This window comes from Thalassospira permensis NBRC 106175 (assembly GCF_000714555.1).
GTDB lineage: Bacteria > Pseudomonadota > Alphaproteobacteria > Rhodospirillales > Thalassospiraceae > Thalassospira > Thalassospira xiamenensis.
Window position 1 is genome coordinate 1 of sequence record NZ_AUNC01000040.1, and the last position, 12,865, is coordinate 12,865.

Consider the following 12,865-nt stretch of genomic DNA (forward strand, 5'->3'; position numbering starts at 1 on the left):
TCCAGAAAACCGGAAAAAGTTCCTTTTCAAAGCTCAGTTCGGCAAGAATGGTATATTTATCAATGTCTTATGTGGGCGAACCTGCCGGGCTTTCGCGTTAAATCGTAATGCCCTGAAGTTTGCGAAACAGCGTCACCGCATAGCGGTCCGTCATGCCGGAAATATAATCCATCACCCGCATGATCCGGGCATAAAGCCCGTCGGCTTCCGACAGCTTGCCCGACAGAAGTTTGTCGATCCGGTCGGCCTGCGGCGGCAGGCGCTTGCCATGCGTTTTATGTTCTTCAATGTCGATTGCCGCCCGGACAAAGCTGTCAAGCAGGCCATTGATCACCTCGAACCCGGCCATTTCAATCGGCAGGACATGCGGCGCGTTATAAATCCGCTCAACCGCCAGCATCTTGCAGTTTTTGGCATCCACGCCAAGCGGCGTATTGGCCAGCAGATCACCTTCCAGTGTGCCCGAAAGCAACGCGTCCTCATGCGCGATAAAGGCATCAACCGCCGCCTTCACCAGATTGCCAATCGCCTTGCCGCGCAAAAAGCCGATCCGGTCATCTTCGGATTTCTCGGCATACCACGGCTCGGCCCGCAAATCGGCCCAGCGTTTTTCGGCATCACCCGGATATTTTTCCGGGTGGCGGGCAATCGGGGCAAGGGCACGTTCGACCTGCTCGAAACTGACACAATTAAGTTCCCAGCCATCTTCAAGATCGACCACCGAATAACAGATGTCATCGGCCGCCTCGACCAGATAGACCAGCGGATGGCGTCGCCACGCCCCGTCAAACCCGTCAAGCGGCGATAACCCGCAAACATTGGCAATCGCATGGGCAATGTCGCGTTCCGCCTGATAATATCCGGGCTTTTTCAGGCCGGTATATTCCTTTCGGCGCGCATCGGGCACCGATGTGCTGCGCGGATATTTGATGAAGCTGCCAAGCGTGCCGTAAGTCAGGTTCAGCCCACCATCAAACCGCTTCATTTCAAGCTGGCTGATGATGCGGAGCCCTTGCGCATTCCCTTCGAAATGCCGCAAATCTTCAAGCTCCGGCCCGGTCAGCCGCCCGGTCAGTTCTTCCTTGGCAAGGCGCGAGGTGGTGAACCATTCATTGATCGCATCCTCGCCCGAATGGCCGAATGGCGGGTTGCCGATATCATGGGCAAGACACGCGGCCTGCACCATGTAACCGATATCGGCAATGGTGATCGGGCTGTCTGTTGGCAGGTGCTTGACGATATGCGCACCGGCCATCAGGCCAAGGGATTGCCCGACCGATCCGACCTCGATCGTGTGGGTCAGGCGGGTATGCACATGGTCATTTTCCGAAAGCGGATGAACCTGTGTCTTGTTCTGAAGGCGGCGGAACGAGGATGAAAAAATGATCCGGTCGACATCGATCTGGAACGGGCTTCTGCCATCCGGGCTTGGATGCGGATCGCCATCGGGCAGGCGGATCTTGCCATCCCGAAAATCAAGCCGGTGTGGTGAAAGCAGATTTTCCCAGCGCATTTTGGCCGGTTGCATCGAACCCATGGCGATGCGACTCCCTGTCCGTGTCGTGTGTGCGTCCGCAAAGCCGACTTTAACGGGGTGGGGAGTCGGGCGCAATCGGACAAAACCGATTGCGCCAAATCAGTGTGATCTTATCCGAAGAACCAGCTTTTCGGATTATCAATCGGGCTGCCGTTAAGCGCGCGCAAAAGACCGATCACGTTGCGCCCGATGAACCACGCGGTGGTATAAAGCGCCATCAGCCCGACAATTGCCCAGCCCAGAAGCGGCACCCAGCCGATCACGAAGGTGAAGAAGCCCAGAATGATCGCATAAAGGATGCTGATCCAGAATGTGCGGATGATGAATGTGTAATGGCTGTTGGTCCAGTGATCATCATCCTCGCGCGCGACATAGGCAACGATCAGCGCGATCAGACCGGTGGCAAAGGCGGTAAACAGCGTCGCGATCATCAGGCCGTAGCAGACGACAGCCGTATTGCCGCCGCGCGTATCTGCATATTGCGGGGCATTGTCAAACGATGCGTCCTGACCTGTCATCCGGTCACTCATGGGCGTTGTTCCTGTGTTGTGGGGCCGTTCATCAAATCACCGGCTCTTTTCAGCATATAGCAAGAAAATTACCAAATGCTATCTTCGGCTGGGTGAACCGGCATTCCGGGGCGGTTTTCAACGCGATAACACGAAATTCATTGCAAAGGGGCGGCTTTTGCCTCGACTCTTGTGATTTCCGCCCTACATTTGGCCCCATATCACGCAATGATCACAATGATCGAGAAATAAGGATTTCCGCATGTCGGATTATGATTATGACCTGTTTGTCATCGGTGCCGGATCGGGCGGGGTGCGGGCCGCACGCGTTGCATCTGGCTATGGGGCCAAGGTCGCGATTGCCGAGGAAAGCCGCGTTGGCGGCACCTGCGTCATTCGTGGCTGTGTGCCCAAAAAGCTTCTGGTTTACGGCGCGCATTTTGCCGAGGATTTCGAAGACGCCGAAGCCTATGGCTGGACCCTTCCGGGCGAGCCCAGCTTTAGCTGGAAAAAGCTGATCGCCAACAAGGATGCGGAAATTGATCGCCTGAACGGCATCTATAAAAAGCTTTTGGCGGGATCGAATATCGAACTGTTCGAAAGCCGCGCGGTGCTTAAGGATGCACACACCATTGCCGTCGGCGATAAAACCGTAACGGCGGATCGTATCCTGATTGCGGTGGGGGGCACACCATCACTGCCCGATATTCCCGGTGTCGAGCACGCGATTTCCTCCAACGAGGCCTTCCACCTTGACGATCTGCCCGAACGTATCGCCGTTGTCGGCGGCGGCTATATCGCGGTTGAATTTGCCGGGATTTTCGCAGGCCTTGGCGCGCAGGTGACGCAATTCTATCGCGGCGATCAGATTTTGCGCGGTTTTGATCATGATATTCGCGAACACCTGGCCCGGGAAATCGTCAAAAAAGGTATCGACCTTAAGCTGAACACCAATGTCACCGCGATCAGCAAAAATGACGACGGGACGCTTTCCCTGACTCTGACCGGCGGCGGACATCAGGTTGTCGATGCCATCATGTTTGCCACCGGCCGCAAACCGAAAACCCATGGCATGGGTCTTGAGGAGGTCGGGGTGGAGCTTAAGGATAATAGTGCCATCATCACCAATGCGGGTCTGCAAACCAGCGTGCCAAATATCTATGCGGTTGGCGATGTCCGCGATCATGTCCAACTGACCCCGGTCGCGATCAAGGAAGGCATGGCGTTCGCCGATACGGTATTTGGCGGCAAACCGTGGTCGATGTCCTATAACGCCATCCCGACCGCGGTGTTCAGCCAGCCACCGGTTGGCACGGTTGGCCTGAGCGAGGAAGAAGCCCGCGCGAAGGGGGGCGAAGTCGTCATTTACAAATCGACCTTCAAACCAATGCGCCATACGCTTTCGGGGCGCGATGAAAAAACGCTGATGAAACTCATCGTCGATAAAACCACCGACGTCGTTCTTGGTGCTCATATGGTCGGCCCGGACGCCGCCGAAATCATCCAGGGTATCGGCATTGCGGTCCGCATGGGCGCAACCAAGGCCCAGTTCGACCAGACCGTCGCGGTGCATCCGTCGGCGGCGGAAGAATTCGTCACCATGCGGTTCCCGGTTGGCGACTAAATTCCGGTTTCCGGCCAGTCTTCTGAAAACAGGTGGTTTCCCGTAAACCACCTGTTTTTTTGTGTGATGTTTATGCTGGACGACGGACCACAAAAAACCTTTATTGTGCAGAAGGATAAAAATCAGAATTCTGCCAATAAAATAAAAATACAGAGGTTCGGATGCGTTGCGTGAAATGGCTGACAGGCCTTTTTTTCTTGATGGTTACCTTGCCGGCTTTAACGGCTCTTGCTCAGGAAAAGGGGCCGTCACAGACGCCCGTGATCTATGCCGCAAGTTTCCCGTGCGAACGCGCATCAACGCTTGTTGAACATGCGATCTGCCAGAACGAAGACCTGGCAAAACGTGACCTTGAAATGGCGCGACGTTACCAGTCGGTAATGTCCATGTCAGACCCGGATCAGCAAAACAGCATCGAAAGCGATCAGGTGGGCTGGCTTTGGGAACGCAACCGCGCCTGCAGTTTTGACGCATCGGAAACCGCAAAAATCCATGACTGCCTTGCGGGGCAATATGATGCCCGGATTGCGGTTCTTGCCGGAATGCTGCGCGGGGATATTGTTCTTCAGAATGTGTCGGTGGCATCGGACAAAGCGGTGAGCGAAACCTGCTTTGTGTTTGATCACGAATTGCGTGCCGATCAGGATCTTGAATTGCGTGCCTATATCGAATTGTCGCCAAAACGGGACTATTCGGCGCGCATTTCCAACGGCGCGCTGTGTCTGTTTGGCCTTCCGCATTCGCAAACCACCAATGTTACCCTGCGCAAGGGCCTCAGAGGCCCCCACGATTTTGCCCTGGCAGAGGATGTCAGCCACGATGTGAAGGTCGGAACGCGCCGGGCCACGATTTCGCTGGGTACAAACAGCTATATCCTGCCAAAAAGTGATACGCCGGTCTTGCCGGTTACAACGGTCAATCATGATCGTTTGGCGCTTAAATTCTATCGCGTTGTGGAACGAAACATCGTTACGACGCTGACCCGCAATCTTCTGGCGCGTGAACTTGATAATTGGGACATGCGCCAGATCGGCAATGATATCGGGGCGGAAATCTGGTCTGGAACGCTTGATATTCGCAATCGTCCGGATCAGGACGTCGTCACCCAGATTCCCCTGCGCGATATGGTTTCGGACTTCAAGCCGGGGCTCTATGTTCTGGTCGCAAGCGATCCGGATCAGGATGAAAGCTGGGCCAACCAGCCGACCCAATGGTTGGTGGTCACCGATCTTGGTCTTTCGGCCTATAGCGGCGAAAATGGCCTGTCGCTTCAGGTCCGGTCCCTTAAATCGGCCGAACCGGTCGGGCGGGCGACGGTGCGGCTTGTCGCCCGCAATAATGAAATACTTGGTGAAGCCGTCACCAGGGCGGATGGCTGGGCGGACCTTTCGGGGGCATTGTTAAACGGCACCGGCGGCAAACAGGCGGTCTATCTGACCGCAGAAACCAGAGACGGTGATTTTTCGTTTATTTCGCTGACCCAGCCAGCACTGGAGTTGTCGGACCATGGTGTCGCGGGCAAGGCGCCGCCCAAACCGCTGCAAACCTATCTGTACTCGGAACGTGGTATCTATCGACCGGGCGAGACGGTGAAGCTTGGTTATTTGCTGCGTGACGACAAGGCCAATGCGCGCGCCCAAATCCCCCTGACCATTGTTTTGTATCAACCCGATGGCAAGGAAGTTTTCAAAACCGTTCAGTCCCCTGATGATTTGGGCGGCGGGCGTGTCGATATCCCCATTTCAGGCGCTGCCGCGACCGGGAAATGGCGGATTGCTGCCTATAGCGATCCAAAGGCGGATGCCATCGGCAATCTTGAAATTCAGGTCGAGGAATTCGTTCCCGAACGTCTTGAAGTCAGCGCGCATGTATCGGCCCCCTATATGGCCTTTGGTGCATCGATGCCGGTTGATGTTCAAACCGATTATCTGTTTGGGGCCCCGGGAAGCGGCCTTCGGGTCAGCGGGGATGCCTTGCTTCAGGTTGATCACAAACCGTTTGAGACCTATGGCGATTATTATTTTGGCTTGGCATCGGAAACGGCGCAAATCCGCAATGCTTTCGACCCTGTTAAAAGCGATGACAGTGGTTACGCCGAACTGAAGGTTCCGGCCTTTGACGAGGTTGATGTTTCCTCGCCGCTGCGCGTCCGGCTAAACATCGAGGTTGCCGATATCGATGGCCGTCCCAGCCGGGCGACCGTCAATCTGCCGCTGCGCAATAGCGACACCTTTGTTGGTGTAAGAGCCCGCTTTGATGGCGATACCCTGTCTTATGGGCAAGCCGCGACATTTGATGCAATCGCGCTGAATGCCACGGGTGATCCAATCGCCAATCATGAATTGCAGATCGAATGGGTCCGCGAGGAACGCGATTACAACTGGTTCTATCAGGATGGTCGCTGGCAATCGAGTTACGAAAAATACGACATCCCCATTGATCGGGAAATCGTCACGACCGGCCCGGATGGCGTTGTTTCGTTTGATCGCGGATTTGATGACTGGGGATATTATCGCGCGGTCATTCGCGATACCCAGACCGGCAGTGCGGCCGATCATACCTTCCATGTCGGCTGGTGGTCGAACGGGCGATCCCCAGATCGCCCCGATCAGCTTGCCCTGACGGTTGAGGCCGACGACGTCAAACCGGGGGATACGATCAATGGCTTTGTCAAAGCACCGTTCGAAGGCAGACTTCAGGTAACGGTTGCCCACAAAAACATTCTGTGGCGTCAGGAATTTGATCTTTCGGCGGATGGCACGGAATTCAGTATCCCTGTCCGCGCGGAATGGGGCAGCGGCGCCTATGTTCTTGCTACGGCCTATCGTGCGGGGCTTGATACCGATCAGCACGGTCCGTTCCGTGCCGTCGGGGCCAAATGGATTTCGTTTGACAGTGAAAGCCACAGATTGAAAGTCGATTTTGACCTGCCCGACGAAGTCCTGCCATCCAGTCATCTTTCGGTGCCGGTCACGGTTTCCGGCGAGGTGGTTGGTGATGAAGACCTGCGCGTCAATGTCTTTGCCGTTGATGAAGGCATCCTGCGTCTTACCGGTTTCAGGACACCACGCCCTGATCTTGATCTGCTGGCACAACAATATCTGCAACTTGGCTATTATGATCTTTATGGTCATCTGATCGCCCCGCAATCCGGGGATGCCGGAACGATCCGGTCCGGGGGGGATGAAACGGATTCTGGGAATCTGGGGTCATTGCGTGCCCGCGTATTCAAATCGGTGGCACTGGCCAGTGATACCTTGAAACCCGATGAAAACGGTGTGGCGACCGCACAGTTTGATCTGCCTGATTTTAACGGCAAACTGCGTTTCTTTGCCGTAGCCTATAGCAAAACAGCCACCGGTGGTGGGGCGGCAAATATGCTGGTACGTGCCCCGATTGTCGCCGAACTTTTACCCGCCCGTTTTCAGGCACCGGGGGATGTCTCCAATGTGGCTCTGCGTCTGCAAAATCTAAGCGGTCCGGCTGGCGATTATCACGCCCGCTTGTCGGCCAGTGATGAATTTTCCATCGCCCAGCCCGACTGGAACGGTGTTTTGCTGCAGGGCCAGCAAATTGAAACTGCATTTGACATTGCCGCGCGAAAGATCGGTGTCGGAACGCTGACACTTGATGTTTCCGGGCCGGATGGCTACCGCCAGCAGCGCCAGTGGGATATGGAAGTCCGTCCTGCCCAGCCTTGGGAAAACCACACCGCGCAGGCGGAATTGACCGCGGGTGATGTCCTTGATTTCAATGCTGACATCCTCGGTCAGTATTTGCCTGAAACGGTCAATATGAACCTGACCCTGTCCTCTGTTCCCGAAATCAGGGTTCAGGACCTGATCACGGCACTTGATCGCTATCCCTATGGTTGTCTGGAGCAAACCACCAGCCGGGCGTTCCCGTTGCTGTCGTTTGGGGATGCCCAGTCACGCTGGAATGACGTCCGTTTCGATGCGGCCGGTCTGGACGACAAAATCCGTGACGGCATCGTGCGCATTCTTGCCAAGCAGCGCGGCGATGGCAGTTTCGGTTTCTGGGATCGCCATAATGATCCCGAACCGTGGCTGACCGCGTACGCCACCGATTTCCTCACGGCCGCGCGTGCGCGCGGATATACCGTGCTGGATGACCGTTTTGATGATGCGCTGGATTGGATGCAGGACGTTGTGCGCTATGAACAATACCCGCCCGAAGCACGCGCCTATATGGTGCTGGTGCTGGCGCGCAATGATCGGTATTCCGTGTCGAACCTGAAATACGAAGCGGAAAAACTGCTCAATACCGGCATCGGGTCGCTGGCGCGCGCTCAGGTGAATGCCGCCCTGGTGACGGTTGGCGCGGACGCCGATCCGGTTTCAATGGATGACATCCTTCAAAATCTTGGCTCGACCGGGCGCTATTATCACAGCTTCGGCTCGTCCTTGCGCGATCTGTCGGCAATCCTGACCCTGCCAAAGGAAATCTTTGCCAGCGAAACGGAACGCCTGGCACTTTTGCGGGCTGTCACCGAACAATCCGATCAGGAACGCTATACAAGTACCCAGGAAAAAGGCTGGCTGTTGCAGGCGGCGACCAGCATTACCAAAGATGCCAGCCAACTGGTTTCCCTGCGTCTGAACGGACGAGACATGGAACCGGCGCGAAGCTATCGCCTGACATTGCCGCCCGAACTTGTGACACCGGGATACAAGGTGGAAAATATCGGGGATCACACGGTTTTTGCCCGCTGGTCCGTTACCGGCATTCCGGCCAGCCCACTGGCACCAGAGGCCCATAACCTGTCGATCAAGCGCCAATATTTTGATCTTGATGGCAAACCGGCCTCTTTGGAAAATGTCAAAACCGGTGATCGCTTGATTGTGGTTCTGTCGGGGAAAAGTACGGCCAAACTGTCGCACCGTGCCTTGGTGGTGGATTTGCTGCCTGCCGGGTTTGAAATTGAAAGCAACGCGCATTTCCCTGAACTGGATGGCAAGCTTTCTCTTGGCCCCGATGACGTCTCCTGGACCGATTTCCGCGCCGAACGTGATGACCGGTTCGTCGCCTCGATCAATATTGGCAGTGGCGGCTATGGGCGTTACGAGAAAGCCGATTTCCGCCTGTCTTACGTTGTTCGTGCGGTGACGCCGGGGACCTATATTCTTCCGGCACCTTATATCGAAGATATGTACAAACCGGCCTTCTTCGCCCGTGGTGCGGTGTCCTCGCTTGTGGTCAAACCGATCAACTAACCGCGAAAGACATCCGCCGTGACATTGACATGGCCCAAACCCGGACGCGCTTCTATCATTGTCGGCAGTTTTCTGCTGGCAATGGCGTGTCTGTGGGGGCTTGATCGGGTTTTCCCGCCCAATCTTTCCCGGTTGGATGATCTTTCAACCGTGGTTGAAGGTGAAAATGGCCGCCCGTTGCGGGTTTTTGGCACCGCCGATGGATTGCTGCGGCTGGAAACGCGGATTGCGGAAATTGATCCGAAATATATCCGGTTTCTGAAATCCTATGAGGACCGCCGTTTTGACAGTCACTTTGGCGTTGATCCGCTGGCCCTTATCCGCGCCGTCGGGCAATGGGTGCGGGCAGGGCATGTCGTGTCGGGCGGATCAACACTGACGATGCAGGTTGCCCGCCTTCTGGAGCCGCGTGATCGCACGATCCTATCAAAAATCGTCGAAATGCTGCGTGCCATCCAACTCGAAGCCCATTATTCCAAAACGGAAATCCTTGATATGTATGTCACGCTGGCTCCGTTTGGCGGGCGTGTCGAAGGTATTCGAAGTGCCACCCATGTCTATTTCCGCAAAGAACCCGATCACCTGACAATTGCCGAGGCGGCCTTGCTTACCGTGCTGCCGCAATCGCCCGGCCGTCTGCGCCCGGATCGTTTTCCCGAAACGGCGCGTGCTGCCCGTGACAAGGTGCTGGATCGGCTATATTTAACGAATGCCATTTCCCGGGCCGATTATATCGAAGCTTTGGCGGAACCTTTGCCTGTTGCGCAATATCCGTTGCCGATGCTTGCCCCGCATCTTGCCGAACGGTTGGTCGCAGCCAATCGCGATCGGACCCGTATCGTCACGACGATTGATCCGGCCCTTCAGGCTGACCTTCAAAAGCTTGTTGAATTTCGCGGTGCGGATCAGGCCTCCGAACGTTCTGTGGCCATTATGGTTGTTGAAAACAGCACGTCAAAGGTCCGTGCTCATCTGGGGGCTCGCGATTATCTGGATCGGGTCAGTCACGGGTTCGTCGATATGACGCGCGCCATCCGTTCCCCCGGATCAACGTTAAAGCCGTTCATCTACGCCCTGTCATTTGATGATCACCAGACCCATCCCCAGACCATGATCTGGGATCGGGAAATTGCCGATGGCAGTTACCACCCGACCAACTTCGATCACGGCGAATATGGTCAGGTCAGCATTGCCGACGCCCTGCGATTTAGCCTCAACATCCCGGCCGTCAAGGTGCTTGAACGATATGGCCCGATCCGGTTTGCGCAAAGCTTGCGCCGAAATGGCCTTGAAATGCGGTTGCCCGGTGAAGCGCAAAGTCCCAATCTTGCCATGGCGCTTGGCGGGGTTGGCGTGCGCCTTGAAGACCTGATCGGGTTTTATCGGGCACTGGCTGCGGATCGTAAAAACTGTCCGTTGCAATATCTGCGTGATCGGGCGCCCGTTCCGTGCCTGTCCGACAGCGATATGTTTTCAGTTCGAACTCAAAACTGGATCACGGGTATTTTGCAAAATACGCCGCGTCCTGCGGGATATCGTTGGCAATCGTCGGACAATACCAATGCCACGCCGATTGCCTTTAAAACCGGTACCTCATATGGCTATCGCGATGCTTGGGCATTTGGCTATGCGGGGGATTATACCGTTGGCGTTTGGGTGGGGAAGGCATCCGGGCAACCGATACCGGGCCAAACCGGCCTTGGCGCTGCCGCCCCCATTTTGTTTTCCGTGTTTGAAAAACTCCCTCGTCCGCCTTTGTCACCGGCCAGGAAAGCGGCCTTTAACCTTTGGAAAGCCCCGCCGCCCGACCTTCTTAAGGACTTTTCGCGTCAACAGAAGGGCACAACAAAACAGGCTGCCAACGGCCTTGATATCATTTCCCCTGCCGAGGATGCGGTTTTCCTGCTCGGCGATATTCAGCAGCGCGGCGTGCCGCTGCGTGCCCGCAACGGCCTGCGCCCTCTGATCTGGATCATCAATGGCGTGCCGCTTGTTTCCGACCCTTGGAAACGCACCGTAAACTGGATGCCCGATGCACCGGGTTTTTACGATATCACCGTGCTTGATCGTCAGGGAGCAGCGCACCATCGCCGCATCACCATTCGTACAGCGTTGCCGTCCGACCACTAACTCTGTTGATCTTGTTCTTGGTCAAAACGCTAGCGGTGCATTGTCGACCACCTCTTTCATCACAAAAAACGTTCGCGTTTGCCGGACACCGGGAAGCGCAATCAACTGATCGCCATGCAGGTGATTGAAATCGGCCATGTCGCGGACCCGGATTTTCAGGAAGTAATCGAAATCCCCCGCCACAAGATGGCAATCAAGGATGAACGGAAGTTTCCGGCACGCGGTTTCGAATGCGGCGAAGCTGTCAGGGGTTGAGCGGTCCAGTACCACACCAACCATCACCAGCGCGGCGCGATCCACCTTGTCCGGGGCGATCTGGGCGCGGATGGATGTGATATATCCTTCTTCGAACAGGCGTTGCATCCGGCGGTGGCAGGTGGCCGGGCTGACATTGACCCGTTTGGCGATATCGGCATTGCCCATTCGTCCGTCAGTTTGCAGCAGGCGCAGAATCTTTTGATCGATGCGGTCTATCGGGCTGGCATTCGCGGGATTGGCATGCTGCGTCATGAAAGGACCTTCCGGAATTCTATAAGTTTTCGAAATTCTAGGCATATTTTGACGCACGATGAAAGCTTCGCGTGAAAAATTGGTGCGAAGTTCGAGAACACCTTTCACGCGGTTGGCGGTAGCATTTCCCCTTCATGAGGTTCGTTTCCCATGTCGTTCTGCAAATCAGGGAGTGCGCGATGCGCCTGGATAAATTTGAAAAATACAAACTGACCTTTGGCCCGACCCCGATCGAGGCCCTGCCGCGTCTTTCCGCCCATCTTGGCGGCGATGTCGAACTTTATGCCAAGCGCGAGGATTGTAATTCCGGGCTGGCCTTTGGCGGCAACAAGGTCCGCAAGATGGAATATATCATCCCCGATGCGATCAAATCCGGGGCCGATACCCTTGTCACCATCGGCGGTGTGCAATCCAACCACACAAGGCAGGTTGCGGCCATCGCCGCCAAGATCGGCATGAAATGCCGTCTGGTGCAGGAAAGCTGGGTGCCGTTTAACGATGCGGTTTATGACCGGGTCGGCAACATCCTGATGAGCCGCGTCATGGGGGCGGAGATCGAGCTGGTCGATGAGGGCTTTGATATCGGCATTCGCGAAAGCTGGGAAGCCGCCCTTGAGGATGTGAAGGCCAAGGGCGGGGTGCCTTACCCGATCCCGGCCGGGGCATCGGTGCATAAATATGGCGGTCTTGGTTTTGTCGGCTTTGCCGAGGAAGTCCGCGCCCAGGAAGCCGAGCTTGGCTTTAAATTCGATTATATCGTGGTCTGCACTGTGACCGGTTCCACCCATGCCGGGATGGCTGTCGGCTTTGCCGCCGATGGCCGTGCGGATAAGGTGGTTGGCATTGATGCGTCGGGTACCCTCGAACAGACCCGCGCGCAGGTTCTGGCGATTGCGCAGAAAACCGCCGATCTGGTCGAACTTGAAGGCGGCATTTCGGATCGCGACATCACCCTGATCGAAGATTACGCCTATCCGGCTTATGGTGTGCCGTCAGATGAAACCAACGAGGCAATTCGCCTGTGTGGCCGTCTTGAAGGCATGATGACCGACCCGGTTTACGAGGGCAAATCGATGCAGGGCATGATCGATCTGGTCAAAAAGGGCTATTTCCCCAAGGGGTCCAAAGTCCTCTACGCCCATCTTGGCGGTGTGCCGGCGATCAATGCCTATAGTTACCTTTATCGAAACGGCTGACTGGCCGTTCACAACCCTTGCACCCGCGCCATCCTGTCATTCCCGTTCTGGCGGGAATTTGGTCTCCCACAGCTCTCCCTCGAGGATGGGGTGGTGGAACGCAAAGGGGAAGCCGTTATGGCTTC

Annotated in this window: 7 protein-coding genes; 4 read left to right on the forward strand and 3 right to left on the reverse strand. The window is 55.9% G+C overall.

The features are described 5' to 3' along the window. Positions 1-97: 97 nt before the first annotated feature. Both SMB34_RS16500 and SMB34_RS16505 read right to left on the reverse strand, forming a co-directional pair. On the reverse strand, positions 98-1,537 hold the full coding sequence (locus SMB34_RS16500) for a deoxyguanosinetriphosphate triphosphohydrolase (protein WP_051682351.1): 1,440 nt from the start codon (positions 1,535-1,537) through the stop codon (positions 98-100). 110 nt (positions 1,538-1,647) lie between these two features. Continuing rightward, on the reverse strand, positions 1,648-2,067 hold the full coding sequence (locus SMB34_RS16505) for a DUF4870 family protein (protein ID WP_037991700.1): 420 nt from the start codon (positions 2,065-2,067) through the stop codon (positions 1,648-1,650). 241 nt (positions 2,068-2,308) lie between these two features. Here SMB34_RS16505 and gor point away from each other — a divergent pair, with 241 nt between their 5' ends. The 3 genes from gor (at position 2,309) to pbpC (ending at position 11,034) form a co-directional block, all read left to right on the forward strand. After that, complete coding sequence (gene gor, locus SMB34_RS16510; protein WP_037991703.1) at positions 2,309-3,670, forward strand: glutathione-disulfide reductase; 1,362 nt, start codon at positions 2,309-2,311, stop codon at positions 3,668-3,670. A gap of 200 nt (positions 3,671-3,870) precedes the next feature. After that, on the forward strand, positions 3,871-8,904 hold the full coding sequence (locus SMB34_RS20735) for an MG2 domain-containing protein (protein ID WP_167332778.1): 5,034 nt from the start codon (positions 3,871-3,873) through the stop codon (positions 8,902-8,904). A gap of 18 nt (positions 8,905-8,922) precedes the next feature. Further along, positions 8,923-11,034, forward strand: coding sequence for a penicillin-binding protein 1C (pbpC, locus tag SMB34_RS16520; protein WP_156962694.1), 2,112 nt, complete (start codon positions 8,923-8,925; stop codon positions 11,032-11,034). A 21-nt stretch (positions 11,035-11,055) separates the two neighbouring features. Here pbpC and SMB34_RS16525 read toward each other — a convergent pair whose 3' ends face one another. Continuing rightward, positions 11,056-11,544: an Lrp/AsnC family transcriptional regulator gene (locus tag SMB34_RS16525; protein WP_037991704.1), complete on the reverse strand. Its 489-nt coding sequence runs from the start codon at positions 11,542-11,544 to the stop codon at positions 11,056-11,058. A 179-nt stretch (positions 11,545-11,723) separates the two neighbouring features. Between SMB34_RS16525 and SMB34_RS16530 the strand changes: the two genes are divergently transcribed. Next, positions 11,724-12,740 (forward strand): 1-aminocyclopropane-1-carboxylate deaminase, encoded by a 1,017-nt coding sequence (locus SMB34_RS16530; RefSeq protein WP_037991707.1) that lies wholly within the window; start codon positions 11,724-11,726, stop codon positions 12,738-12,740. Positions 12,741-12,865: the final 125 nt, after the last annotated feature.